22 protein-coding genes and 1 riboswitch are annotated in these 25045 nt (G+C 59.7%); of the genes, 16 read left to right on the plus strand and 6 right to left on the minus strand.

What is annotated here, in order from left to right; translation table 11 throughout:
- Positions 1 to 45: 45 nt before the first annotated feature.
- Positions 46 to 972, minus strand: coding sequence for a cation transporter (locus FHT93_RS26850; protein ID WP_113116999.1), 927 nt, complete (start codon positions 970 to 972; stop codon positions 46 to 48).
- A gap of 177 nt (positions 973 to 1149) precedes the next feature.
- On the opposite strand from FHT93_RS26850, the gene FHT93_RS26855 reads away from it, so the two are divergent.
- Positions 1150 to 2505, plus strand: a complete 1356-nt coding sequence (locus FHT93_RS26855) for an amino acid permease (protein WP_112545363.1) — start codon at positions 1150 to 1152, stop codon at positions 2503 to 2505.
- A gap of 16 nt (positions 2506 to 2521) precedes the next feature.
- On the opposite strand, the gene arcC is transcribed toward FHT93_RS26855, so the two are convergent.
- The 3 genes from arcC to arcA are packed head-to-tail and all read right to left on the minus strand — an operon-like array spanning position 2522 to position 5730.
- Positions 2522 to 3457, minus strand: a complete 936-nt coding sequence (arcC, locus tag FHT93_RS26860) for a carbamate kinase (protein ID WP_113146425.1) — start codon at positions 3455 to 3457, stop codon at positions 2522 to 2524.
- A gap of 1 nt (position 3458) precedes the next feature.
- A complete protein-coding gene (locus FHT93_RS26865; RefSeq protein ID WP_113138751.1) occupies positions 3459 to 4463 on the minus strand; it encodes an ornithine carbamoyltransferase in 1005 nt (334 codons plus the stop codon).
- A 37-nt stretch (positions 4464 to 4500) separates the two neighbouring features.
- On the minus strand, positions 4501 to 5730 hold the full coding sequence (arcA, locus tag FHT93_RS26870) for an arginine deiminase (protein ID WP_183850311.1): 1230 nt from the start codon (positions 5728 to 5730) through the stop codon (positions 4501 to 4503).
- Positions 5731 to 5945: 215 nt separating this feature from the next.
- On the opposite strand from arcA, the gene FHT93_RS36050 reads away from it, so the two are divergent.
- A complete protein-coding gene (locus tag FHT93_RS36050; RefSeq protein ID WP_162710120.1) occupies positions 5946 to 6185 on the plus strand; it encodes a hypothetical protein in 240 nt (79 codons plus the stop codon).
- A gap of 104 nt (positions 6186 to 6289) precedes the next feature.
- Here the strand turns inward: FHT93_RS36050 and FHT93_RS26880 are convergent, their stop codons facing one another.
- Positions 6290 to 6640, minus strand: coding sequence for a hypothetical protein (locus FHT93_RS26880; RefSeq protein ID WP_112545359.1), 351 nt, complete (start codon positions 6638 to 6640; stop codon positions 6290 to 6292).
- Between the two features lie 270 nt (positions 6641 to 6910).
- Between FHT93_RS26880 and FHT93_RS26885 the strand changes: the two genes are divergently transcribed.
- The 3 genes from FHT93_RS26885 to FHT93_RS26895 all read left to right on the plus strand — a co-directional run bounded on the left by FHT93_RS26885 (position 6911) and on the right by FHT93_RS26895 (position 10659).
- Positions 6911 to 8128, plus strand: a complete 1218-nt coding sequence (locus FHT93_RS26885; protein ID WP_183850313.1) for an ATP-binding protein — start codon at positions 6911 to 6913, stop codon at positions 8126 to 8128.
- Positions 8118 to 8792 (plus strand): response regulator, encoded by a 675-nt coding sequence (locus tag FHT93_RS26890; RefSeq protein ID WP_183850315.1) that lies wholly within the window; start codon positions 8118 to 8120, stop codon positions 8790 to 8792. Before FHT93_RS26885 ends, FHT93_RS26890 begins: the two co-directional genes overlap by 11 nt.
- A gap of 88 nt (positions 8793 to 8880) precedes the next feature.
- Complete coding sequence (locus tag FHT93_RS26895; RefSeq protein WP_183850317.1) at positions 8881 to 10659, plus strand: hypothetical protein; 1779 nt, start codon at positions 8881 to 8883, stop codon at positions 10657 to 10659.
- A gap of 3 nt (positions 10660 to 10662) precedes the next feature.
- Here the strand turns inward: FHT93_RS26895 and FHT93_RS26900 are convergent, their stop codons facing one another.
- Positions 10663 to 11628 carry a hypothetical protein gene (locus FHT93_RS26900; RefSeq protein WP_112545356.1) on the minus strand — a complete coding sequence of 322 codons (966 nt, stop codon included), beginning with the start codon at positions 11626 to 11628 and terminating at the stop codon, positions 10663 to 10665.
- Between the two features lie 160 nt (positions 11629 to 11788).
- Here FHT93_RS26900 and FHT93_RS26905 point away from each other — a divergent pair, with 160 nt between their 5' ends.
- The 11 genes from FHT93_RS26905 (at position 11789) to atzF (ending at position 24789) form a co-directional block, all read left to right on the plus strand.
- Positions 11789 to 12433 (plus strand): helix-turn-helix domain-containing protein, encoded by a 645-nt coding sequence (locus FHT93_RS26905; RefSeq protein ID WP_183850318.1) that lies wholly within the window; start codon positions 11789 to 11791, stop codon positions 12431 to 12433.
- Positions 12434 to 12478: 45 nt separating this feature from the next.
- Positions 12479 to 12826 carry a hypothetical protein gene (locus tag FHT93_RS26910; RefSeq protein ID WP_183850320.1) on the plus strand — a complete coding sequence of 116 codons (348 nt, stop codon included), beginning with the start codon at positions 12479 to 12481 and terminating at the stop codon, positions 12824 to 12826.
- A gap of 291 nt (positions 12827 to 13117) precedes the next feature.
- Positions 13118 to 14314, plus strand: coding sequence for a DUF3422 domain-containing protein (locus FHT93_RS26915; protein WP_183850322.1), 1197 nt, complete (start codon positions 13118 to 13120; stop codon positions 14312 to 14314).
- A gap of 149 nt (positions 14315 to 14463) precedes the next feature.
- Positions 14464 to 14781, plus strand: a complete 318-nt coding sequence (locus FHT93_RS35715; protein WP_112545488.1) for a hypothetical protein — start codon at positions 14464 to 14466, stop codon at positions 14779 to 14781.
- A 220-nt stretch (positions 14782 to 15001) separates the two neighbouring features.
- Positions 15002 to 15113: riboswitch (guanidine-I (ykkC/yxkD leader) on the plus strand.
- Positions 15114 to 15187: 74 nt separating this feature from the next.
- Complete coding sequence (locus FHT93_RS26920) at positions 15188 to 16261, plus strand: putative urea ABC transporter substrate-binding protein (protein WP_183850324.1); 1074 nt, start codon at positions 15188 to 15190, stop codon at positions 16259 to 16261.
- Between the two features lie 58 nt (positions 16262 to 16319).
- Positions 16320 to 17138, plus strand: a complete 819-nt coding sequence (locus tag FHT93_RS26925) for an ABC transporter permease subunit (RefSeq protein ID WP_112545353.1) — start codon at positions 16320 to 16322, stop codon at positions 17136 to 17138.
- On the plus strand, positions 17135 to 17959 hold the full coding sequence (locus tag FHT93_RS26930; protein ID WP_183850325.1) for an ABC transporter ATP-binding protein: 825 nt from the start codon (positions 17135 to 17137) through the stop codon (positions 17957 to 17959). The genes FHT93_RS26925 and FHT93_RS26930 overlap by 4 nt, the downstream gene beginning before the upstream one ends.
- Positions 17956 to 18777, plus strand: a complete 822-nt coding sequence (locus FHT93_RS26935; protein WP_113201985.1) for an urea amidolyase associated protein UAAP1 — start codon at positions 17956 to 17958, stop codon at positions 18775 to 18777. The genes FHT93_RS26930 and FHT93_RS26935 overlap by 4 nt, the downstream gene beginning before the upstream one ends.
- A gap of 10 nt (positions 18778 to 18787) precedes the next feature.
- Complete coding sequence (locus FHT93_RS26940; protein ID WP_113201986.1) at positions 18788 to 19438, plus strand: urea amidolyase associated protein UAAP2; 651 nt, start codon at positions 18788 to 18790, stop codon at positions 19436 to 19438.
- Positions 19439 to 19440: 2 nt separating this feature from the next.
- On the plus strand, positions 19441 to 22980 hold the full coding sequence (uca, locus tag FHT93_RS26945) for an urea carboxylase (protein ID WP_183850327.1): 3540 nt from the start codon (positions 19441 to 19443) through the stop codon (positions 22978 to 22980).
- A 3-nt stretch (positions 22981 to 22983) separates the two neighbouring features.
- A complete protein-coding gene (atzF, locus tag FHT93_RS26950; protein ID WP_183850328.1) occupies positions 22984 to 24789 on the plus strand; it encodes an allophanate hydrolase in 1806 nt (601 codons plus the stop codon).
- Positions 24790 to 25045: the final 256 nt, after the last annotated feature.

Genomic DNA, 25045 nt, shown 5'->3' on the forward strand with positions numbered 1-25045 from the left:
TGACGGGAAGCATTTCACGGCGAAGGGGGAAGCCTCGTGCCGGGGCTATTCCGCCCATTCGTGATCGGCGGTGAAGGCAATGGTCAGCCAGCGATTGGCGCTTTCATCACCGATCGCATTGCCGATCTCGTCGCGCAGCGCGTCCCACTCCTCGATAGTTTTCGCGGGAAGCCCTTCGGGCACGATGAAGTAGAGTTCGATCTGCTTGGCGCGGCCGACCTGGGCGACATAGGCGCGGTGCGAGACGAAGCCGAGGCGGCGTACCGTGTCGGATGCGATGCGGTCCACGTGCTCTTGCAGATCGACAGGCGCGATCAGCAGGATTTCGGTCAGCGCTTTCCAGATCGTGCCGATCGGGAGTGGGATCATGACAAGACAGACGAGGATCAGGACCGCAGGGTCCATATAGCTGGCGACCCAGGCAACAGGTGTCGCCTGGACGGCCATGCCGATGAGAAATGCGATAAGCAGTGCAAGCGCGATGCCGCCCGACATGATCCAGGCCTTGATATCGAGCGAGATGAAATCGGATTTGATGCGGCGGTTGAACCGGATGCCGAGGACAGCCATGATGGCGCAGACGAGCACGGTTGCCGCGGAATAGGCGATCGCCATGCCAAAACGTAGTTCATGGCCGCCGTTCAGAATGCTGATGATCGCGCTGATCAATGCATAGACACCGACCGTCATCAGCAGGCAGCCATTGAGCATCAATACGATCGGCTCTAGATGCCAGAACCCCATGGTGAAGCGGTTTCGGATCCTGCCAGACTGGGCATCGCTCTGCGTCGACTTGATGATCAGGGTAGAAACCCAGAGTGCAAGCCCGGTCATCGCCGCATCGGCCAGCGAATAGACGCCGTCGAAGGCGATGGAGAATGAGCCGGACAGAATGCCGAAGACAACTCCGAGCACCGCGACCACAACGGTGGCTGCAATCGAGATCCTGAGAAACCCCTGCTCGCCCAACATCAACGTCACCTCCAGCACTGTGAGTAGCTGCTTTACCCTGATGTTGAAGGCTAAACCAGACCGACAGACTACGCATTGATCCGGATTGCGGGAGCCCGTTTTTGCAACGACAATCGCGGCTCGAAGGCGGTCCGAAGAGCCATCGGCTTCCGGAGGCCGGCTCACGGGAGGGATTTCATGACAACCTCGTCGAATGGCAAGAGCCTTGGACTTGGCGCCTGCACAGCCATCGTTGTTGGAAACATGGTTGGGTCCGGATTTTACCTTTCGCCGGCCGCGGTTGCACCCTACGGCAACCTTGCGATCATCGTCTGGATCCTCATGGGTGCCGGTGCGATCTGCCTCGGCCTCACCTTCGCGCGCCTGGCGAGGCTCGTGCCCGCCGTTGGTGGTCCCTATGCCTATACGCGGCTCGGTTACGGCGATTTCGCAGGCTTCCTCATCGCCTGGGGCTATTGGATTTCCATCTGGACATCGCTGCCCGTAATCGCGATTGCCTTTACCGGCGTGATGGTCGATCTCTTCCCTGCCCTCAGTAACCGCTTCACCGCGACTGTGCTGACGCTCGGCGTTATCTGGGCGATCGTGCTCGTCAATCTTCGCGGCGTCCACGCCGCTGGCCTCTTCGCGCAGGTCACGACCTATGCCAAGCTGCTCCCCTTCGGCGCCGTTGCCATTATCGGCCTTCTATATATCGACACATCGCATTTCGCCGAATTCAACCCGAGCGGCCAGCCGCTGCTGCAGTCATTTGCAACGCTGGCGCCTCTCACCATGTTCGCCTATCTGGGCTTGGAATCGGCGACAGTTCCTGCCGGCGACGTCGAAAATGCGGAGCGGACCATTCCGCGATCGACTGTACTTGGGATATCGATCGCCGCCGCGCTTTACGTGCTTGGCACTGTCGTGGTGATGGGCCTCTTGCCCCGCGAACAGCTCATCCATTCGGTCGCGCCCTTTTCCCAGGCGGCGGGGGTTATGTGGGGCCGGCCGGGCGAGCTGGCAATCTCGATCGCCGTGCTTGTGTCCTCGATCGGTGCGCTCAATGGCTGGACCCTTCTCATGGGGCAGGTTCCGATGGCGGCGGCCCGCGACGGTCTATTTCCGCCGCTTTTTGCCCGGCTCTCCTCGCGTGGCGTGCCTGCATGGGGCATGGTTATTTCAGCTCTTTTCGCAACGATCCTGGTGCTCGTTCAGGCACTTGGCTCAGAAGGCTTTGCCGCCGTCTATCGATTGATGGTGGGGCTGAGCACAATGGCCGCCGTCGTTCCCTATGCCTTCTGTTCGCTTGCCGGAACTCTTGTTGCCGGCGCGACGCTCGGGCGAATGCCAAGAGTAAGCGCGATCGAACTTATCGCCTTTGTCTTTGCGATCTTCACCCTCTACGGCTCCGGAGCAGAACCGGTGCTCTATGGCCTCGTGTTGCTGATGCTTGGTATTCCTGTCTATGTCTGGCAAAGACGAAACGCGGCCGAAGCGACAGACAAGGAGACGGCAGCAGCTGCAGCATCGCGCCCGGCCGTCTCGGGATAGTGTTTGTGTAGAGAGATTAGTGCCAGCTCAAGCCGTCAAAGCCGGTATTAATGAGTGTCCCGCGCTCGCCCCGGACCATTCCGCCGATGTCGGCAAGGGAACCGATTGCGGCTGTCTTGCCGTTTGCCCGTGCGAAATGGCAGGCGGCGTCCACTTTCGGCCCCATCGAGCCGGCGGGGAAGGAGAACTGGTTGAGATCATCAGGACGGGCGCGATGGATTGCCTTCTGAGACGGCTTGCCCCAGTCGATGCAGACGGCGTCGGCATCCGTTGCCATGATCAGCATGTCGGCGTTGAGATCCCGCGCCAGGAGCTCCGAGCAGAGATCCTTGTCGATGACGGCTTCGACACCGATCAGCTTCCTGTCGGCGCCTTTTTCATACATGGTCGGTATGCCGCCGCCACCTGCACAGATGACGATCGTCCGCTCTTCGAGTAGCCAGCGAACCGGACGGATCTCGAAGATGCGCTTCGGTATCGGCGAGGCCACGACGCGACGCCATTTCTCGCCATCCTGTTTGAATACCCATCCCTTTTCCGTGCGGATCCGATCCGCCTCGCCCTTGTCATAGACTGGTCCGACGAACTTGGTGGGGTTCTGGAAGCCGGGATCGGCGGCATCGACCTCCACCATGGTCAGAAGCGTCGCCAGGGGTTGCTCGAATGGCAGGAGATTGCCGAGTTCCTGCTCCAGCATGTAACCGATCATGCCTTCTGTCTCGGCACCGAGAACATCAAGCGGATAGGCCTCCTCGGGTTTATAGGCCGCTCCCTGGAGTGCCAGCAGCCCAACCTGTGGTCCATTGCCATGGGTTATGACAAGTTCATGTTCAGCCGCCAGGGGCGCGATCGCCTGGGCCGCGAGGCGCGCATTTCGCCTCTGGGTATCGGCAGTCATAGGCTCCCCGCGCCGGAGAAGCGCATTGCCGCCGAGTGCAATGACCACACGCATTCTAATCTCCCAAAGTAGCGACGAGCAGGGCCTTGATCGTGTGCAGGCGATTTTCCGCCTGCTCGAAGGCGACATTGGCCTCGGATTCGAAGACGTCATTGGTCACTTCGAGGCCGTTCTCCATGCCGTAATCTTCGGCGATCTGCTTGCCGAGCGTGGTTTCGGTGTCATGGAATGCGGGCAGGCAATGCATGAACTTGGTCTGCGGATTGCCGGTCGCTTTCATCAGCTCCTTGTTCACCTGGTAGGGAGTGAGCAGCTTGATGCGTTCGCGCCAGACATCCTTCGGCTCGCCCATCGAAACCCAGACATCGGTGTGGATGAAATCGACGTCCTTGACGGCCTCCTTGGGATCTTCGGTAACCAGCAGGCGCGCGCCCGAGGCCTGCTGCAGATCCTTGGCGATCTTCATATATTCTTCCGAAGGCCACAGTGATCTTGGGCCGCAGATGCGCACATCCATGCCGAGCAGGCAGCCGACGATCAAAAGCGAATGCCCCATATTCGAGCGTGTGTCACCGACATAAGCATATTTGATGGCAGCGATCGGCTTGTCGCTGTGTTCACGCATGGTCATGACGTCGGCAATCATCTGCGTCGGATGATATTCATCCGTCAGGCCGTTATAGACCGGCACTCCGGCATATTTTGCCAACGTCTCCACGCCCTTCTGCGCGGAACCGCGATACTCGATCGCATCATACATGCGCCCCAGCACCCGTGCCGTGTCCTTGAAAGATTCCTTGTGCCCGATCTGCGAGCCCGACGGATCGAGATAGGTGACATTGGCGCCCTGGTCCGAGCAGGCGACTTCGAAAGCGCATCTTGTCCGGGTCGAGGTCTTCTCGAAGATAAGGCAGATTTCCTTGCCCTTCAGGTGCTCCTGCTCGGTGCGGGCATATTTGGCCCGCTTCAGATCTCGGGCGAGATCAAGGAGATAGCGGAATTCCCGCGGCGTATAATCCTGCACGGTTAGAAGCGAGCGATTTCGCAGATTGAAGCTCATGGTCTTGCTCCGTCGGTCAGTTTTGTGAGTGAAAACGTCAATAAGCCGGATCGCGCCAGATGGGGCACGTCATGCAATGCCCGCCACCGCGGCCGCGGCCGAGTTCGGAACCTCGAATGGTGATGACCTCGACACCCGCCTTGCGCAGTAGCGTGTTGGTATAGGTATTCCGGTCGTAGGCGACGACGACACCGGGTTCGAGCGCGACGACGTTATTGCCATCGTCCCATTGCTCGCGTTCCGCCTGATAGGAATTGCCGCCTGTTTCGACCGTGCGTAATAGCGGCAGATCGAGCGCTTCGGCCACAACATCGAGCATCGGCTGGCTTTCGGGATGAATCTCGAATGTGCCGTCGTCGTCTACCGGATACATGCTGTAGCAGCGGATCTGGTCGACGACTTCCGCAAACAGCGTGACGATATCGCGATCGCAGAAGCTGAAGACCGTATCGAGATGCATTGCCGCGCGGCTCTTCGGCATCAGACAGCCGATCACCCGCTTTGCCGCCTTGTTCCTGAAGAGGGCCTGCGCCACCTGGCCGACGGCCTGATAGGTGGTGCGTTCGCCCATGCCGATCAGAACTGTGCCATTGCCGATCGGCATCACGTCACCACCCTCCATCGAGGCATTGGCGAACTGATTGTCGGAATCGCCCCACCAGATCCGGAAGTCGCCGCCGTGGAATATCGGGTGAAATTTATAGATCGCGCGTTGGATCAGCGTCTCGGCGCGTCTTGCCGGCCAGAACATCGGATTGCACGTTACCCCGCCATAAATCCAGCAGGAAGGGTCGCGCTGGAACAGGGTGTTGGGGATGGGCGGGATGACGAAATCGGTTTCCGGCAGGGCACTCAGCATCAGCGACTTCGCCCTGACATCAGGCAGATCGGAAATTGAAATGCCGCCGATCATGAAGGCGGCTAGCTGTGGGGCCGGCATCTCGTCGAGCCATGGCCGCATCGCCTCGGCGATCTGCGAGCCGAGCACGTTCGGGGTGACGCGTCGATCCAGCACGAAATCGCGTGCCTGCTTGTTGGAGAGCGCCTGGCCGAGCAGGTCATGGAGCTCGAGAACTTCGACCCCTCTTTCCTGCATCTTCAGGACAAAATCATAGTGATCCTTCTGGGCCTCATGCACCCACAAGACATCGTCGAAAAGAAGGTCATGGCAGTTTGCAGGCGTCAGGCGCTGATGGGCCAGAGATGGCTTGCAGACCATGACGGTTCTCAGTTTTCCGACCTCAGAATGAACACCGAAACCACGCATGCGGTCCTCCTTCCAGCCTTAGGATGGCGGCTGCGCCGCCGACCATTAAACACGTTCAGCCTGCTGGCAGCCTATTTGGGCAGGCAGGGGCATGTCATTGATTGCAGACAAGGTGCATTGCAGCATTTGCAACTCCCTGGCCTAGCCTCCAGAGAATGCAGTTCCATTCAATGAAGGTCGGACGTATCGCAACGCTGTATCGGCCACGAACGCCAATGGGTTGGATGAACGTCCAGCAACTCGCCGGTGAGCGCGTTAGCCCATCCGCCGGGCAGACGAAGGCAGGGAAAAACAAGGGCATGGACGCCTTCGTCGTCTATGACGGCGAGTTCTATATCCTCTTCGAACGGAGCTTCGACGACCAACCGCCACATCACCGAACCCTCCCCGACGATGAACGAGCGTCGACCAACAAGAGGCCCTGTTTCGGAATGCCGGTCACTCGGCCGGCGTGATTTTTCCTGCCAGCGCGCGGATGCCGCAACGACCTCCGCTATGTCCTGCCTTTTGATGGATTCGCGATCGCGCGGCTTCCTTCGCGGGAACCCTGCATGCTCGCTCATTCGATGTAGAACGTCAGGTTGCCGTTGCGGGCGCGCGTCACCCATTCGATCTGATTGGGTGTCAGTTTCTTGGCCTTCAGTTGCTGAACGAGCCATGAGTTGGAACGGATCGCCGTCCGGATTTCCTTGACGTGTTCAGCGCTGCCCGGCCTCGGCATTGCGCCGACTTCAACTGCGGTTCGAAAACTGACGATGGAAAACCGCTTGTCGTGATAGGTTCTGATGTGCTCCGGCAGGTTTTCGGCCCAATTCATGCGCCGGAATTCCTTGCGGCTCTGCTGCGCGCCAACAGGTGTCACCAACGACGCAGCGGTTGCAATAGCAATAGCAAGAGCAAACTTTCTCATCTTCCAGCTCCCTCAAATGGCTGTAAACCCATCGCGTCGCAGAGTAGCGGAACAGCGAGCCAGAGGCATTGAGCCGGATCAATGGAGATGAGGCCGCGCCAAAGCGCCGGCTCGCCGGTCCTTCAGCAGGTCCGGTTGCAGAAAAAGACCAATAGAGTCTACGCGATACTACACTGATCCCCCATCCAAAGATGGTAAACTCACGTCATTGTTGAGAAGGGAAGGCCGTCGAGGCCCTGGATTGCTTCTCAAAGGGCGGAGGAGACCATCATGTCCACCAAGATGGAGGCGCCGCAAGTTGCCGGATATCGTTCCTTTGTCCCGGGCGGGATGGGACGAACCTCGTTCAGCGGATCGCGATTAGCACGCCCTGACTCAGCGCCAAACCTGTCGGGGGAGGACGGACAACAGGCGATCTGGATCCGGCAACTCTACGAACTCATGCCCGACGCGGTGTTTTTCATGACCGCCAGCAATAGAATTTCGGCCTGTAACAGGGCTGCGGTGACTTTGTTCGGTTATGAGGAAGATGAATTGCTCGACCGCAAGATCGACTTCGTCTGGTCTTCAATGCCGGATATTCAGATCAAGGGACGCTGGGCGGACCAAGGCGTAGTGCGTGCGGGCCTGGCAACCACCAAGAGCGGCGTTCAGTTTCCAACTGCCCTGACCATCATCCGAGAAAAAGGCGAAAAAGAAACCTTCGCGGCTGCGATCTTTGAGGATTTCCGGACTGAACGCGGGACATTGCATCAGATTCAGGAGCTTCAATGTGAGCTGGCACGTCTCGCCAGGATAGTCGCCCTCGGAGAGATGACGGCAACGCTGGCACATGAACTCTCCCAGCCGCTGTCCTCGATCGCCGCCTACTCCGAGGGGTGTACGCGCCTTGTGACGAACGATGGCCGCCGGCACGGCGAGGAGCTTCGTGAAGCTCTGTCAGAGATTACACAGCACGCCTCGTGGGCAGGAACGATCGTCAAGAACATCCGGGACGCTGCAAAGCGCGGCGCCGGTGAGAAGCGGCCGGAGGCGATGCACGCGCTGATCCGCGAAGCGACAGCGCTTGGGCTCGCCGGATCAGCCCGGAAAGGCCTTCTAACCGATATACGGCTCGACGCGGAGCGGGATATCGTCGTCGCGGACCGCGTCCAGATCGTCCAGGTGCTGATGAATCTTCTTCACAATGCCGTCGAGGCGACCGATGGCATTGAGCAGCCAACCATCGCAATCCGAACCAGAACCGAGGACTTCTCGCTGGTCGTCGAGGTGTCCGATAATGGCTGCGGAATTGCCGCCGAGATCGAAGCGGCGCTGTTTCGTCCCTTTGTGACCAGTAAACCGCGCGGACTTGGCATGGGGCTGGCATTATCGAAACGTATCATCGAAGCGCATGGAGGCCGCATAGGCGCGCGCAAGGGAATACAGGGAGGCTCGGTCCTTTCGCTTTCGCTTCCGCTGGCGGAGACCACGATCAATGGCGAATGACCTTACGATCCATCTCGTCGACGACGAGGAGTCGCTCCGGCGCTCTCTGACGTTTTTACTGGTGTCGGCAGGCTTTGCCGTTCGTGCACATAGTTCTGCGAAGGCGTTCCTGGAACTTCTGCCGCTGTCCGGCCGAAGCTGTCTTGTCACTGATCTATGCATGCCTGACAGCAGCGGCATCGAATTGCTCCATCGCCTGCGACGCCTCGGCATAGACGTGCCGGCAATCGTCATTACCGGCCACGGCGATATTGCCGCGGCTGTACAGGCGATGAAGGCCGGGGCATTCGATTTCCTGGAAAAACCGTTGAAGGAAGACATGCTTGTTGCGGCCATCAACGGAGCGATGGACCAGAGGCGGACCAGCAGGATTCTACCTGATTCTGGCAGCGTCGCCACACGGCTCCGCCAGCTGACCGAGCGCGAATATCAGGTTCTGATCGGCGTCCTCGATGGGGCGCAGAACAAGATGATTGCGTATCAACTCGGCATCAGCTCGCGCACGGTGGAGGTCCACCGTGCCAATGTGATGGCAAAAATGGGGGCGCGCAATCTGGCAGAACTCATGCGTATGGCCATAACCATTGATGCTGCATCTCAACCACCTGAAACCGCGAAAGCTTTGCCCTTCAGCAGCTGGTCAACTTATACTCGGCAATCCTAAAGCAATTCTTGCAACCTCAGGCTTGTGCGGTATGATGCGTTAGAACTGACTTATATAGCTGCGTGTGATCTTTGTCGTAGGGGCGATCATGAGAAGCGCAAGGGTCAATGATTTCAGCAGTATTGAGCCGACAGCTGACGAGATTTGCCGACAGGTCGAACGAATCCTTACCAGTGAGGAATTTCACGCGCCGAAGCGTGGACGAAATTTCCTGGAATTCGTCGTCAACGAGACGCTTGCCGGTCGATCGGACTTCCTGAAGGCGTTTACAATAGCAAATGTAGTTTTTGGCCGGGAAGCTTCATTCGACCCGCAGAACGATCCAGTTGTCCGGATCGAGGCCGGCCGAATACGCAAGGCACTCGAGCGTTATTATCTCGTCGCAGGCCAGAGGGACAACGTCGTCATTACGGTGCCCAAAGGCGGATATGTGCCGCATTTCGAATATGCGCGGGCTGCGCAGGCTCCGGCTGAACCGGTCGAGATCTCGAAAGATCCCCGAAATGTAGAGCACGAAGATCAAGGACATTCGCTTGAGGAATCACGTCCTAGGGGATGGATAGCCCGCCTTGGTCTCGGAACTGTGGTGGCTGTCGTCCTTGCCCTTCTTCTCCTGGCCCTCACCTTCGCACTGTCTTGGCGTGATGTGCCAATCGCGGCATTGCCGACGGCACATCTGGAGCCAAGGGTGGTTGTCGATTTTTTTGCGGATGGCAACCCGGCTGACGACGGCTCCGATATCGCGCGTGGTCTGCGGGACGACATTATCGGGCAGCTCGCCCAGTTCGATGACATCATTGTCGTCGCAGATCCGCTCCGTGATGAGCATGTCGCAGCTGCCGCCTACCTGTTGCAGGGCAATGTCCAGATCGATGGAAGCAGGCTGCGAGCTGCCGCCAGGCTGGTGCGCCAAGCGGATGGAGCCGTCATCTGGGCCAATAATTTCGATGGGGATCTTCGAGATCAGAACAAGCTTGTGATTCAAGGCGATGTCGCGCGAAAAATCGCCGATGCAATTGCACAACCCTATGGCGTCATCTTTCAGACCGACAAGGATATGATAGCGCCCCCGGCACAGACGGAAGACCGGAGGGCCCACGAATGCACGCTTGCCTATTCCAGCTATCGTCAGACCATGACCGCGCAAAGCCACAGCGCGACACGCGAATGCTTGCAGCGAGCAACCCAGCGGTTCCCTGACAATGCGGTTTCCTGGGCGCTGCTGTCCATGATCTATCTCGACGAAATCAGGTACCGCCACAGGCTCGGCACGTCATCGTCATCGCAGCCTCTTGCGCTGGCGAGCGCTGCGGTGGAGCGAGCAGTATCACTCGCGCCGGGCAATCCCCATGTGCTGCAAGCGCAGATGCTGGTGAGCTTCTTCAGGGGAGATATCGACGACGCCCTGAAGGCGGGTACGGCAGCCTATGCTGCCGATCCCGATGACGTGGAAGTCGCGGGCGAGTATGGCCTTCGATTGGCGTTGTCGGGAAAATGGCAGTCGGGCTGCGAATTGTTGTCGATCGCCCTCAACAAGGGTGTCGGCACCAGAGGTTATTATGAAAACGGTCTGGCTCTGTGCGCGTTGATGAAGGGAGATATCGAAGAGGCGGAAAAGTGGTCGCGGAGGTCCGATGTCGATCACAATGTTCTGCATCGCCTTCTGCTGCTATCCATACTCGGAGCGGCCGGAAAGACGGACGAGGCCATTCTCGAACGGGATTGGCTCAATATCCACGCGCCAGCGTTGATGACGAATATCCGCCAGGAGGTCGCACTCCGTCTGCAACGACCGGAGGACCAGGAGCGCTTCCTGAACGGACTGCGCGCCTCGGGATTAGTCATCCCCCCTCTGCCCGCACAGTAGGGCCTAAGGATCGGCGCTTACGCCGCTCAGCCTGTGACTATTCGAAATCGCCATGGCGATTTGAGCGGCGATCTCGTCCTCGACGTCGAGAATAGTCTGGCCGCGCAGGTCTCGATCATATTGATTGGCCCAAATGACCGCGCCGTCGGAGGCGTTTATCAGGCGGACATGAAGATGAAGGATCGTGCCCTCGACGAGGGCGCTTCCTTGCAGGTTTAAATGCGAGCCTGTCACTTCTGGCCCGGAGCGGCTGGGGGCAAGCACGATTAGGCTTTCCACCCTCATAAACTTTGCGATCAACTGATCGGCCAATCCCTTTACGAAATCAGAGGCCTGCGTGCTGCCGCCGAGTGCGATAAAAGGTTCGATCGCGATCCTGACCTTGTTCTCCGACGTTGACGCGGCAGGCACCGGCAGCGCCTTTGGTGGGGAGAGATAGGCTTCAAGCGGACGAACAAGGGCGAGTACGGCCATTACCCCGAACAGTGCGGGGACCCCGATCGGCAACAGGAGATCACGATAGCTGACCGGCTGCCCCTGCCTCGGGGGCCGCCGTATGTTCTCGCGGTTTTGCGGAGCGGAAATTTCTCCTCCGTTCGAACGGTTTTCCTCGCTCGAAAAATGGGGCGCATACCCTCCTTTGGGCACGGTAATCCGGATTGGGTCATTGCTTCCGCTGACGAGATAATAGCGTTCGAGCGCGCGACGAATTCGTCCGGCCTCGATGCGGACGACGGGATCATTCTGTGCATCGAAGGAGGCATCGCGCCCAAAAACCGCTTGTGCAATCGTATAGGCCTTGAGCTGTTCGCTACGCCCTTCAAGTGTCTCTTCAACGATATATTGCAGGAATCGGCGTCCGCGCTCAGGGGCAAGGAATTCCGGACTGGCGAGTATAAGGTCAAGTTGCATACGCACGCTTGCAGGCTCATGAACTGCGCGGTTTTCCCCTCCCTCTTCCGACACCATTGAGACCTCCTGCGATACCGTCGTATCACTCTCATCAAGGGGGAATTGCGTTATACACCGGTTGGTAGCCCGGGGCTTCCGTAGCAATACGTAAGGGATACCTCGAATATCGGGGCGGGCAACGATTGCTTATGCTGCGATGTGGATGGGGGCGACGCAGATGCTTCAAAACCAAACGATCGTAAAGCACACGACAGTTTCGGGCCACCGCCATGGCGGACCAGCCGGAGCAATCAGGGATCAATCCATCCGGCTCAAGGCCGACGAGACGATCTATAGCGAGGGTGAACACGCGCTTGCGATCTACCAGGTCGAAGCAGGCGCGGTGCGGATTTACCGCCTCACGGCAAGCGGTCAGCGGTACATTCTATCCTTTTGCGGCAAGGGCGAATGGTTCGGGCTCGAGACGGGCAATGTACGAACCGATTTTGCAGAAGCCGTTTGCGAAACCTCTATCAAGCCCTTTCGCGCCAATCAGGACGCAGTCGTCCCCATAGACCTTCTTCACATTGCTTTGACGAACCTTGCAAAGGCACAGCACAAGCAACTCGTCATCACCGAGCAAAGTGCACTGAAGCGCGTCGCCGCCTTTGTTTACGAAACGGCCGATCGTCATCAGGGAGATTGCGAATTCGATATGATGATGTCGCGTAGCGATATCGCCGACTATCTCGGGCTGACGGTCGAGACAGTGGCCCGCTGCTTTACGAAATTACGCGAAAAACGCATTCTTTGCCTCAACGGAAAATTGCAACGCATTGTCCGAGTCCTCGATCGTGATGCGCTCGTCGCGCTGACGATCTAGATGCTGCGGATTTCGAAGATCGATCTTGAAAAAAGGGGTTGAACAATGACGCACGCATCCGATCGAGGATTGAACGCACCGGCCAAAGTGGTCCTCGCAAGCCTGATGGCACTAACTGCCCTTCCCCTCGCGACTGCTGAGGCGCAAACCCCATCTTTTGAACAATTTCCAATACTTATCCAATGCAAATACAAGGAAACCTACCACGCTTTCTACATATCGCGTATTTCAGAGGACGGTACCGCAACCTATGTGGCATCCGAACGCATGGGCGGTACGATCACCCTGGATGGTAAAGCGAAGGCAACCGGCGGCGCAGGCGGCGGTAGCTGCGTCGGCAAGACTTTGGCGGAGCTTCGCGCATCTCACCAAGCATATGATTTGAAACCCTGAAGCCGCCTTGAGTTCTCTCCGTCGCCAGAACGCTTCGGAGTGAGCCGGCTATGCCTGCAAGCTCACGTGGACATCAGACAAAGGGATCATGAAACGGCTCGGGAAACCGGGCCGTTTCCAGTTCGGGCGGTCCCGATCCTAACCGTGAAAAGTAAAATCGATTAGCAAGACCTTGGGATAGTTGACCTGGTGAGATCCGACTGATTTGGGAGAAGTGTACTTCGATCGAACGGATTTTTCGCTAGGGCGTCGTCTTGGCCATTTTGACCCTTAATACGGTGAGATTGTACGATGTCGGATTTCAACGCTGAGCTCCATGCCAGGCCTTCCATCTATTTTACCGGCCCGGCTTTCGTTGAGCATATAGCGCTCATGCCGTCTGCCCTCGTTGCCCTCCACGGAAGCCGCTATCTGCCCGAAGGCGATGATAGCGGCGATCCGCGAACACAGGTGGAGCACCACACCGAATTCGTCACCATCACGCGTGTCACCCAATTGAGCGCAGATACGGACACGTGGCCGCGATCCAGTCTTTTGGAAGACGACATTCCGGCTCTTGTAGACATGGACGCGCCGGCGCTCATATCTCGGGTCGGCATCCTGGTGCTCGGGCCTGCGCCGGCGGAGCTTGGGCTAACTCTCTCGAAATTCGGATTTCGCGATACCGCCGCGTCTTCAATTGGCGGAGGGGCGGCGCAGGTATGCTCCGATTTTCGTGTTCAGGATGACAAGACGAGCCGGATCCTTCTCTTCAACAAGGACTTGAATGCCTACCGCCTTGGCAGGATGGTGCGCAGAATCTACGAAATCGAAACATATCGCGCCATGGCGCTGCTTAGTCTCCCCGAGGCCCGACGGCTGGCTCCCTTGCTTGGGGATTATGACAAGAAGCTCGTCCAACTGACGAACCGAAATCAGACCACCCCGGCGACCGAACACAAGAAACTGCTTGACGAAATCTCCAGCCTATCCGCGCAGATTATCTCGGCGGCAGCAGAAACACGCAATCGTTTCGGCGCCACCGCCGCCTATGCAAAAATTGTCGAGGAGCGGATCGGCGAGCTACGCGAATCTCATGTTCCGGGTTTCCAGCGGTTTGGAGTTTTTGTTGCAAGGCGCTTCCGACCGGCCGTCCGAACCTGCGAAGCGACTGCTTTGCGTCTGGAGCAACTCTCCCACGCGACCATGCACCTGATCGACCTCCTGCAAACACGCATTCAGGTTGAAATCGAATACCAGAATGCCACCCAGATCCAGGCGATGGCTGATCGCGCCGCAACCCAGGTCAAGATCCAGCGGGCGGTAGAGGGCTTCTCCATCATCGCTATCAGCTATTATCTGCTAAGCCTGTTTAAGGTCGTTTTGGAAACCGTCGATCACGCAGGCTATCACGTCAGTCCGTTGGTGATGCTTGTGTCGATCCCGCTCGTTATCGGAGCTGTTGCCGTCGCCATCCTGCGCGTCAAACATGCGCTCTCGACAGAATGAGCCCCCGCTAAAAAGAAAGCGTCTTGTTAGAGTGGTTGTTCACCATTCGCCGAGAAGTCAAAGCCGGCTGGCGCACCGTCGGATGATTTATTGAGCAATTTCAGATAATGGCGGAAGCATCGATAATGAAATTGCCTCGGAGTAACATCGTGAAGTCTCGATTGTCGTCCAAGCTTATACTTTCAGCATTTGCGCTGCTCGCCAGCTCAACGCTGGCCCCTGCCGACGGCTGGCAAACCGACACGCAAGGCACGTCCAATTGGCATGTGTCGCCACCGGTCGGGCAGTGCAATGTCAGTCGGGCCAGGAACAGAGCAATACGCGCGGGTATTTACCGAAGCGAGATCGTCTATCGCGATGAGAACGTGCTGACCTTCAGGGGGCTGACGCTTGGCGGATACCGCAGGGAGATCACCTTCGGAAACGAGCCAAGCTGCCCGGAACTGGAGTCGAGGGACATTCCATAGGTCACCGGTAAGGCCATACAGTTAGATCCGGGCGCAACGAGAACAGGAAGAGCGTGGCGGCGCGTTAAATTTTATGCATCACCGCAGGATACTTTCGCATTTCGATCAATAATTAGGCATGAGTATGCACTTTTGCAGCTTTAAAGTAAGCGGCACATCGACCAGTCCTTACAAATCAAACACATAGATAATCTGGCATAGCGCTTGCTTCGATATGAGCAGAGTTGGTGGCTAGGGTTCCGGCGCTTTCGAAGGGCGTGACTGGTCCGAGAGCCACCACCGGCGGGGGAGAAATTCCGCCGGGTGCACGGCGGGACAAAAGCCCGGGAGACCTCGTAAGCCAAGGGATTGGCGGCACGATGGTCATTGCCGATCCCTTTTGAAGAAAAGCAAAAGGGGAATTTCAATGCAGACTTTTTCGAAGATCCTTTCCATCACCGCGCTTTCCGCTTCGCTGGCAATGGGCTTCAGCTCCTTCGCCAAGGCCGAACAGAAGACCGAATTCAAGGTCGCCTGGTCCATCTATGTCGGTTGGATGCCCTGGGGCTATGCGGCTGACCACGGCATCGTCAAGAAATGGGCCGACAAATACGGCATCAAGATCGATGTCACCCAGTTCAACGACTATGTGGAGTCGATGAACCAGTACACGGCAGGCGCCTTCGATGCCGTTACGCTGACCAACATGGATGGCTTGTCGATCCCGGCTGCCGGCGGCGTCGACACGACGGCTGTGATCGTGGGCGACTTCTCGAACGGCAATGACGCTGTCATCCTGAAGGACAAGGCGAGCCTGGCCGATATCAAGGGCCAGAACGTCAATCTCGTCGAATTCTCCGTCTCGCACTATCTGCTCGCCCGCGCACTCGAAAGCATCAAACTGACCGAGCGGGACGTGAAGGTAGTCAACACCTCCGACGCAGATATGGTCGCTGCCTATAAGACCGCCGATGTCTCCGCCGTCGTCACCTGGAACCCGCTGGTTTCCACCATCCTGGAAGATCCCACGGCCAAGAAAGTTTTCGACAGTTCGCAGGTGCCGGGCGAAATCATCGACCTGATGGTCGCCAATAGCGGCGTGCTCAAGGATAATCCGAACTTCGGCAAGGCGCTGGCCGGCATCTGGTACGAGACAGCCGCTCTTCTGCGTGCCGATACTGCCGAGGGCAAGGCAGCCCGTGAAGCAATGGGGTCTGCTTCGGGCACCGATCTCGCCGGTTTTGAAGCCCAGCTTGCCGCCACCAAGCTCTTCGACAAGCCCGCCGATGCAGTTGCCTTCACCGCTTCGCCGAACCTGCCGAAGACGATGGATCTGGTCCGTAACTTCCTCTTCGAGAAGGGCCTGCTCGGCAATGGTGCACCGTCTGCCGATGTCATCGGTATCGAAATGCCTGATGGCAAGGTGCTGGGCGATACCGGCAATGTGAAGCTGCGTTTCACCGAGACCTACATGAAGGCAGCCGCCGACAGTTCGCTCTGATCGCAACGGAGGCGCGGCTTAATCGCGTCTCCCCTTCTTCACCAGCGGAGCATTTCCCATGCGTTGGATCAACACGAGGCCAAGCCGGGGCGCACAGTTTGCCTTGATGCTGCTGCCCTTCGTGCTGCTCGCCCTTGCCTATGCCTTCGGCTCGGCTGCGCGACTGGCGGAGAACGCCAATGATAAGCTTCTGCCGAGCCTTGCGGGATTTGCCGATGCGATTAACCGTCTAGCCTTCGTCGCTGACCCGCGCACCGGCGAGTATCTGCTTTGGTCGGATACCGGTGCGAGCCTGATCCGCCTGCTATCCGGCCTCGGCATCTCCACGGCGATCGCGCTTGTCGTGGGCATGCTGATCGGCATGCTGCCCTATCTGAGGGCGTTGCTTGCCCCCTTCATCGCCGTGATCTCCATGGTGCCGCCGCTGGCGCTGCTGCCGATTCTCTTCATCGTCATGGGGCTCGGAGAAACCTCGAAGATCGCCCTCATCGTCATCGGCGTCGCGCCGACGATGGTCCGCGATCTGGCGCTGAAGGCGCTGGAACTGCCGCGCGAACAGATCGTCAAGGCCGAAACGCTTGGCGGCTCCTCGTGGCAGATCGGCCTACGGGTCGTGCTGCCGCAGATCCTGCCGCGTTTGATCACCTGCCTCAGACTGCAACTCGGCCCGGCCTGGCTGTTCCTCATCGCGGCCGAAGCGATCTCGTCGGATTCCGGTCTCGGCTACCGCATCTTCCTCGTCCGCCGCTATCTCTCGATGGATATCATCTTCCCCTATGTCGTCTGGATCACACTGCTTGCCGTGGTCATGAATGCACTGCTCGATCGCCTGCGCATCGCCGTCTTCCCCTGGTCGGAACTGGAGAAGCAGGCATGAGCGAATTGAAGATCGAAAAGGTCTGGAAGGAATATGGCGACCAGATCGTGCTGGAGGACGTGTCGCTGACCGTCGCCTCCCGTGCCTTTGTCGCCCTCGTCGGCCCGTCGGGTTGCGGCAAGACCACCTTTCTGCGCATGCTGCTCGGCCAGGAGCAGCCGACGAAAGGCAAGATCCTGCTCGACGGCGAGCCGCTGCCGCCGGAACCGGGACCGGATCGCGGCGTCGTTTTCCAACGCTATTCCGTCTTTCCGCATCTGACAGTGCTCGGCAATGTGCTGCTCGGCAAGGAATTGTCAGCCGCGCGCTACAAGGCCAAGCTCTTCGGCGCGACACGCCGCAACGCCATCGAGGAAGCGCGCCAGCTGATTTCAGAGGTCGGGCTCGCCGGTTCGGAAAGCAAATATCCAGCACAGCTTTCCGGCGGCATGCAGCAGCGCCTGGCGCTCGCCCAGGCGCTCATCATGAAGCCGAAAGTGCTGTTGCTCGACGAACCTTTCGGCGCACTCGACCCCGGCATCCGCGCAGAGATCCACACGTTGATGAAGCGGCTCTGGCACGAAACGCAGATGACCGTCGTCATGGTCACGCATGACATGCGCGAGGCCTTCACGCTCGCCAGCCGCGTCGTCGCCTTCGAGCGCCGCCGTGACCGGCCCGAAGAGAAAGAGCGCTACGGCGCCACCATTACCAAGGACATTTCCATCTGGCCGCCGCGCCTTGCCGGCCAGTCATCGATTTTCAGCCCCGACCGGGACGGCCCGGTCGCTTCCCTGGGGCATGGCCGGGACGACCTGGCACCATCAGGAGAGATGCTATGATGCATGTGAGACGCTCGCCCGAAGAGATCGCCGCCAATCGCGCGCGCTACGAGGAGCATCAGAAGAAGGGTCTGGAATTCGCGCCCAAGGCCCTGCCCGGCCCAAGCGCGCTGCCGGCACCGGCGATCGAAGCCGCCGCGATCATCCATCAGGAAACCATTCCCGGCGGCTGGTACTGGTCCACCAAACTTCTGCGCGGCGAGGCGATCCGGGTCGATCAGGCCGAGGGCAATTCAACGGTGGCGCTCGTCGCCTGGAATGCCGCCGATACGAGCGAACGGATCAACCTCGTCGATACAGCCAAGGTCCAGTGGACGACGGCGCTCGGCAAGGGACGTGTGATCTTTTCCGACATGGGCCGCGTCATGTTCTCGATGATTGAGGATAGTTCCGGTGCCCATGACTGCCTGATGGGAGGCTCGACGGCGGCCTCGAACGCAGCGAAATATCCCGGCGAAAAGACCCGCAACACCCGAGACAACCTTATCCTCGTTGCCGTCAAGCTCGGCCTCGACCGTCGCGATATTCCTGCTATCCTCAACCTCTTCGCGCCCGTGCGCCTTGCCGAGGCCGGCGGTTTCGGCTGGCAGGGCAAGCGTTCCAACAGCGGCGACTACGTCGAACTGCGTGCCGAGATGGACATGCTGGTCGGCTTTTCCAATTGCCCGCATCCGCTCGATCCGGACCCCATCTACCAACCGAAGCCCGTTGTCATCACCCGCTACAAGGCACCCGTGCCGGCTGCGGACGATCTTTGCAGCACGGCGACCGCCGAAGCCGTGCGCGGCTTCGAAAACAACACCTTGCTGCAGGCCTGAGGAGGAAACGATGTCCGATTTCATCCAGACCTCCGCTACCCGCAGCCCGCAGAACGCCGCTCAGGATCATTTCATTGCGGCCGAAGCCCCGTGGTCCGGCATCGTGCGCAAGGGCCAGACGATCCGCATCGAGGACAGTTTTGGCCAGCAGGCGATCGACACGCTCTTCTATCGTGCCGATGATTTCTCCGAGCGCTATTCCAATCAGGATACGATGCGCATGCAGGGTGCCGCCTATATCGGCATCGGCACGAAAATCATGTCGAACGAAGGCAATGTCATGCTGACCATGACGGCCGACAGCTGCGGCCGTCATGACACTTCGGCCGGTGCCTGCTCCTGCGAGAGCAACACGGTACGCTTCGGCCATGGCACCAAATATCTGCATGCCTGCCGCGACAATTTCGTACTCGAAGTCAGCAAGCACGGCATGGGCAAGCGCGATATCGTGCCGAACATCAATTTCTTCATGAACGTGCCGATCAAGCCGAATGGCGAGATGACGATCGTCGACGGCATTTCCGCGCCGGGCGACTATGTCGAACTCGTCGCCGAGATGGACGTGCTCTGCGTCATCTCCAACTGCCCGCAGATCAACAATCCCTGCAACGGCTTCGACCCGACGCCGATCCGGGTGCTGATCTGGGATGGCGAGGCCTGATCATGTTCAAGAAAGTCCTGATCGCCAACCGGGGCGAAATCGCCATCCGGGTCATCAAGACACTGCGACGAATGGGTATTGCGTCCGTCGCCGTCTATTCCGATGCCGACCGTTTCGCCAAGCCCGCCCTGATGGCCGATGAGGCTGTCCGCCTCGGGCCGGCGCCGGCGAGCGAAAGCTATCTCAATATCGATGCCGTGATTGCCGCCTGCAAGGCCACAGGAGCAGAGGCGGTTCATCCCGGCTACGGCTTCCTGTCGGAAAACATCGGTTTTGCCGAGCGCCTTGCCGCCGAAGGCATCGCCTTCATTGGCCCCCGTCCCGAACACCTCTCGGCCTTCGGCCTGAAACATACGGCGCGCGAACTCGCCAAGGTGAGCGGCGTGCCGCTGCTGCCCGGCACCGGCTTGCTTTCAAGCGCCGATGAAGCGCTCGCTGCAGCCGAAACGATCGGCTATCCCGTCATGCTCAAAAGCACGGCTGGCGGCGGTGGTATCGGCATGCAGCTCTGTGCCGATGCCGAAAGCCTGAAGGCGTCGTTCGAAAGCGTGCAGCGCACTGCGCGGGCGAGCTTTGGCGATGCGCGTGTCTATATCGAGCGTTTCGTGGCCGAAGCCCGCCATGTCGAAGTTCAGATCTTCGGCGACGGAAAAGGCAAGGTCATCGCGCTCGGCGAGCGCGACTGCTCGCTGCAGCGGCGGAACCAGAAGGTGGTCGAGGAGACCCCTGCCCCCGGCCTCTCAGCCGCCACGCGTGCGCGTTTGCACAAGGCAGCGGTCGATCTGGGTTCGGCGGTCTCCTACGAGTCCGCCGGTACCGTCGAATTCATCTACGATCCCATTCGCGAGGAGTTCTACTTCCTCGAGGTCAACACTCGTCTGCAAGTGGAACATCCTGTCACCGAAGCCGTGTTCGGCCTCGATCTCGTCGAATGGATGATCCGCCAGGCTGCGGGCGAAGCTGTGCTCTCGGGCGCGGAGGCTCTGCAGCAGAAGGGAGTGGCGATCGAAGTGCGCGTCTATGCCGAGATGCCGCATGCCGATTTCCGCCCGAGCGCTGGCCTGCTGACCGAAGTCGCCTTTCCCGAAGATGTGCGTATCGACGGCTGGATCGAGACGGGCACGGAAGTAACACCCTTCTACGACCCGATGCTCGCCAAGGTGATCGTCTCGGCCGAAGATCGACCGACGGCGATCGAAAAGCTCAAGTCGGCCCTTGCCGAAACATCGATATCAGGCATCGAGACCAATCTCGATTATCTGCGCGCCATTGCCGGCTCCGAGTTGCTTGCCAGCGGCAAGGTGGCAACGACGGCGCTGCGCGACTTTTCCTTCTTGCCCGATGTGATTGAGGTCATCGCACCCGGCGCCCAATCGAGCATCCAGGAACTGCCGGGCCGGCTTGGCCTCTGGCATGTTGGCGTGCCGCCGAGCGGGCCGATGGACGAGCGCTCGTTCCGCCATGCCAACCGTCTCGTCGGCAACGGTGATACGGTCGCAGCATTGGAACTGACGGTCTCAGGTCCAGTCCTGAAATTCCATACCGACACCGTGATCGCCCTTTCCGGCGCCAGGATGCCAATGAGCGTCGACGGCGAGAAACTGCCACATGATGAGGCGCTTACCATCCGCGCCGGCCAGACCCTCGTAATCAGCAGCATCGATGGACCTGGGCAGCGCGCTTACCTCGCCGTAGCAGGCGGTTTCGCCGCCCCGGTCGTGCTTGGCTCGCGGGCCACGTTCGGGCTCGGCCAGTTCGGCGGCAACGCCACCGGCACGCTGAAGACGGGCCATGTTTTGCATCTTGCCCGCCAGGCGGCCGCCAAAGCGTCGACACCGGCAACCGAAGCGGCAAAACTGACGCGCGAATGGGATGTCGGTGTCGTCTACGGTCCGCATGGTGCGCCCGACTTCTTCGAGGACGGTGATATCGAGACGCTGTTTTCGACGAGCTACGAGGTGCATTTCAACAGCGCCCGCACCGGCGTGCGCCTGATCGGTCCTGCGCCGAAATGGGCGCGCAGCGATGGTGGCGAAGCCGGCCTTCATCCGTCCAACCTGCATGACAACGCCTACGCGATCGGCGCGATCGATTTCACCGGCGACATGCCGATCATCCTCGGGCCGGACGGGCCGAGCCTCGGCGGTTTCGTTTGCCCGGCGGTGATCGCTCGCGACGAACAGTGGAAGATGGGCCAGTTCAAGCCGGGTGATCGCATCCGCTTCCATCCCGTTGCACGGCCGGACGATCCGATTGCCGGACCGGTCGTGCATCGTGCGAAGGAAGAGATGGGCTCGCCCGTTATTGGCAAGCGTGAAGACGGACCAGTCTCTGTCGTCTATCGCCGTCAGGGTGATGACAACCTGCTGGTCGAATATGGGCCGATGTCGCTCGATATCGCGCTGCGACTCAGGGTGCATCTTTTGATGCAAGCCGTGTCGCAAGTGCGTCTGCCCGGCATCATCGATCTCACGCCCGGCATCCGCTCACTGCAGATCCACTATGACGGTACATCGCTGACCCGCAAACGCCTGCTCGGCCTGCTGGCCGAGATCGAAGCGAGCCTGCCGGCGGCGCAGGACGTCAAGGTACCAAGCCGCATCGTGCATCTGCCGCTCTCCTGGAATGATCCGGATGCGGAACTTGCCATGCGCAAATATCAGGAACTCGTGCGACCGAATGCACCCTGGTGCCCGTCCAATATCGAGTTCATCCGCCGCATCAACGGCTTGGCGGACGAACAGGCGGTGCGCGATGTCGTTTTCGATGCAAGCTATCTCGTGCTCGGCCTCGGTGACGTCTATCTCGGCGCGCCGGTCGCCACTCCGGTCGATCCCCGCCATCGGCTGGTGACGACGAAATACAATCCCGCCCGCACCTGGACGCCCGAAAATGCCGTTGGTATCGGCGGGGCCTATATGTGCATCTACGGCATGGAAGGTCCCGGCGGTTACCAACTGTTCGGCCGCACCATCCAGGTCTGGAACACCTGGCGGCAGACACCGGTCTTTGCCAAGGACAAGCCGTGGCTGCTCGATTTCTTCGATCAGATCCGCTTCTTCCCGGTCAGCCATCAGGAGTTGGCGGAAGCCCGCGGCGCCTTCCCGCATGGTGGTTATCCCGTCCGCATTGAGGAGACGGAATTCTCCTACGCCGCCTATGAGCGGGAATTGCAGGCGAATGCATCTTCGATCGGAGCCTTCAAGACACGCCAGCAGGCCGCCTTCGATGCCGAGCGCCAGCGCTGGAAGGAAGCCGGACTCGACAGCTTTGTCACCGACGAAGGCACCGGCGAGAGCCCGGATGGGGACATTCCCGTGGGATGCTTTGGGGTTGCCAGCGCCGTGCCCGGCAATATCTGGAAACTGCTAGTCGAGCCGGGCGCACCGGTCGCAGCCGGAGATACGCTTGCCATCATCGAATCCATGAAAATGGAAATCAACGTCACCGCACATGCGCCAGGCCGCGTCCGCGACCTGCGTGCAGGCCCCGGACGAAACGTCAAAGCGGGCGATATCATTGTTGTTCTAGAGGAGTGCTGACCCATGCTGCCGACTATCCTTGATCTGACAAGCCTTCGCGCAGCCTATGAGGCCGGCCAGAGCCCGCTCGATATTATCGAAACGGTCATTGCCCGCAGGGCCGCCTCGAAGGATCCGGCAATCTTCATCACGCCAACACCTGATGACACGCTGCGGGCCGAAGCCCAGGCTCTGGTGGAGCGTGCGCCGCAGCCGAACAGCCTGCCGCTTTGGGGCATTCCTTTTGCCATCAAAGACAATATCGACGTGGCGGGACTGCCAACGACAGCCGCCTGCCCGGCCTTCACCTATCATCCCGAGAAGGATGCAACTGTCGTTGCTAGATTGCGGGCAGCCGGCGCGATCGTGATCGGAAAGACCAATCTCGACCAGTTTGCGACCGGTCTCAACGGCACGCGCTCACCCTATGGCGCGCCGCGTTCGGTCTTTGACGCCGACTATATTTCGGGCGGCTCGAGCTCCGGTTCGGCGGTGACGGTGGCCTCCGGGCTCGCCGCTTTCGCACTTGGTACCGACACGGCCGGTTCCGGCCGCGTGCCGGCCGCCTTCAACAATCTCGTCGGCATCAAGCCGACGCCGGGCCTGCTGCCAAATACGGGCGCGGTGCCTGCCTGCAAGAGCGTCGATTGCATCACGATCTTCGCGCCGACCGTTGGTGACGGGGTCGCGATCCGCAAGATCGCTGAGGGCTTTGATGCTGCCGATGCCTTTTCGCGGCGTGCCAAGCCCGCCACCCTGCCGGGCACGGGCCTGCGCGTCGGCGTTCTCGCAGGTGCGGAACGCGAGTTCTTCGGCGATACCGATGTTGAGGCGCTTTACGATCAGGCGATCGAGCGTCTGAAGGCACTCGGCGCTACTATCGTTCCGTTCGACTATGTTCCGTTCCGCGAGGCGGCTGCGCTTCTGTATGACGGCCCCTGGGTTGCCGAGCGTCTGGCAGCTGTCGAGGACTTTCTGGCCAGCAATGCCGCCGACTTCGATCCGACGGTTCGCAAGATCATCGAAGGTGCGAAAGGCAAGACAGCAGTTGAGGCTTTCAACGGCCGATACAAGCTCGAAGAGCTCAGGCGCAAGACGGAAGCCGAATGGGCAAAAGCGGATATCCTGTTGCTGCCGACGGCCCCGACGACCTACAAGGTTGCCGACATGCAGGCCGATCCGATCGTTCTCAACGGCCGACTGGGTCGCTATACGAATTTCGTCAACCTGCTCGATTGCGCGGCCATCGCCGTCCCTGCTGGCTTCGGCAGCAATGGTCTGCCTGGTGGCGTGACGCTGATTGCGCCGGCTTTCGCCGATGATGCGCTGGCCCCGCTTGCCGACGCACTACATCGTGCTGCTGCTGCCGGCATGGGGATTGATCGCGGTGCGGCCGTCCCCGAGCCGAGCCGTGTCGCCTTGCCGTCAGACAATACCATCGCCATCGCGGTGGTCGGTGCGCATCTGACGGGCATGCCGCTCAATCACGAGCTGACAACATTGGGCGGCACGTTGGTAAAGGCCTGCCGCACCGCAGGCGATTATCGCCTTTTCGTGCTGCCGAATACCGTGCCCCAAAAGCCCGGCCTCGTTCGCGAACCGGGCTATGACGGGCGTGGACTGGAGATTGAGGTCTGGGCGCTGCCACCTGATGGATTCGGCCGTTTTGTCGCCAAGATCCCCGCTCCGCTGGGTATCGGCAAGGTCACGCTGGAGGACGGATCGAGCGTATCGTGCTTCCTCTGCGAATCCCATGCGGTGAAGAACGCAGAAGAGATCACTGCACTCGGCGGCTGGCGCGGCTATATGCGCCGCACGTCTGCCGCCTGACCCGGTGGGCGCGGCAATGAGATTCATACTTCGATTGCTGATGAATGGACTGGTTGCGCGGACGAACGCAATACAGGGACGACCGATACAAACCGCCAGCCGCAACGATGATGGACCCCGCGCCGGCGGCCAACATCGTTAGTCCGGGTCCCAAGACACGCAGTCGGCGCGAGAGATGGCGCCTACTCTCCATTCCCTGCAATGCGACGGCCGGCGGCGCACGCGAGCCGATCGGCCTGACGATGGCGTTCGTGGA

The organism is Rhizobium sp. BK379 (genome assembly GCF_014193955.1).
In the GTDB taxonomy this organism is placed as follows: Bacteria; Pseudomonadota; Alphaproteobacteria; order Rhizobiales; family Rhizobiaceae; genus Rhizobium.

What these genes read in the sequence shown, in the direction of transcription:
- FHT93_RS26900 (WP_112545356.1), bottom strand. Translation starts at nt 11,628, where the DNA reads ATGGTGTCGGAAGAGGGAGGGGAAAACCGCGCAGTTCATGAGCCTGCA.
- FHT93_RS36050 (WP_162710120.1), top strand. Translation starts at nt 5,946, where the DNA reads ATGGGTTGGATGAACGTCCAGCAACTCGCCGGTGAGCGCGTTAGCCCA.
- arcC (WP_113146425.1), bottom strand. Translation starts at nt 3,457, where the DNA reads ATGCGTGTGGTCATTGCACTCGGCGGCAATGCGCTTCTCCGGCGCGGG.
- FHT93_RS26915 (WP_183850322.1), top strand. Translation starts at nt 13,118, where the DNA reads ATGTCGGATTTCAACGCTGAGCTCCATGCCAGGCCTTCCATCTATTTT.
- atzF (WP_183850328.1), top strand. Translation starts at nt 22,984, where the DNA reads ATGCTGCCGACTATCCTTGATCTGACAAGCCTTCGCGCAGCCTATGAG.
- FHT93_RS26935 (WP_113201985.1), top strand. Translation starts at nt 17,956, where the DNA reads ATGATGCATGTGAGACGCTCGCCCGAAGAGATCGCCGCCAATCGCGCG.
- FHT93_RS26940 (WP_113201986.1), top strand. Translation starts at nt 18,788, where the DNA reads ATGTCCGATTTCATCCAGACCTCCGCTACCCGCAGCCCGCAGAACGCC.
- FHT93_RS26890 (WP_183850315.1), top strand. Translation starts at nt 8,118, where the DNA reads ATGGCGAATGACCTTACGATCCATCTCGTCGACGACGAGGAGTCGCTC.
- FHT93_RS26925 (WP_112545353.1), top strand. Translation starts at nt 16,320, where the DNA reads ATGCGTTGGATCAACACGAGGCCAAGCCGGGGCGCACAGTTTGCCTTG.
- arcA (WP_183850311.1), bottom strand. Translation starts at nt 5,730, where the DNA reads ATGCGTGGTTTCGGTGTTCATTCTGAGGTCGGAAAACTGAGAACCGTC.
- FHT93_RS26855 (WP_112545363.1), top strand. Translation starts at nt 1,150, where the DNA reads ATGACAACCTCGTCGAATGGCAAGAGCCTTGGACTTGGCGCCTGCACA.
- FHT93_RS26910 (WP_183850320.1), top strand. Translation starts at nt 12,479, where the DNA reads ATGACGCACGCATCCGATCGAGGATTGAACGCACCGGCCAAAGTGGTC.
- uca (WP_183850327.1), top strand. Translation starts at nt 19,441, where the DNA reads ATGTTCAAGAAAGTCCTGATCGCCAACCGGGGCGAAATCGCCATCCGG.
- FHT93_RS26930 (WP_183850325.1), top strand. Translation starts at nt 17,135, where the DNA reads ATGAGCGAATTGAAGATCGAAAAGGTCTGGAAGGAATATGGCGACCAG.
- FHT93_RS26850 (WP_113116999.1), bottom strand. Translation starts at nt 972, where the DNA reads ATGTTGGGCGAGCAGGGGTTTCTCAGGATCTCGATTGCAGCCACCGTT.
- FHT93_RS26920 (WP_183850324.1), top strand. Translation starts at nt 15,188, where the DNA reads ATGCAGACTTTTTCGAAGATCCTTTCCATCACCGCGCTTTCCGCTTCG.
- FHT93_RS26895 (WP_183850317.1), top strand. Translation starts at nt 8,881, where the DNA reads ATGAGAAGCGCAAGGGTCAATGATTTCAGCAGTATTGAGCCGACAGCT.
- FHT93_RS26880 (WP_112545359.1), bottom strand. Translation starts at nt 6,640, where the DNA reads ATGAGAAAGTTTGCTCTTGCTATTGCTATTGCAACCGCTGCGTCGTTG.
- FHT93_RS26885 (WP_183850313.1), top strand. Translation starts at nt 6,911, where the DNA reads ATGTCCACCAAGATGGAGGCGCCGCAAGTTGCCGGATATCGTTCCTTT.
- FHT93_RS26905 (WP_183850318.1), top strand. Translation starts at nt 11,789, where the DNA reads ATGCTTCAAAACCAAACGATCGTAAAGCACACGACAGTTTCGGGCCAC.
- FHT93_RS26865 (WP_113138751.1), bottom strand. Translation starts at nt 4,463, where the DNA reads ATGAGCTTCAATCTGCGAAATCGCTCGCTTCTAACCGTGCAGGATTAT.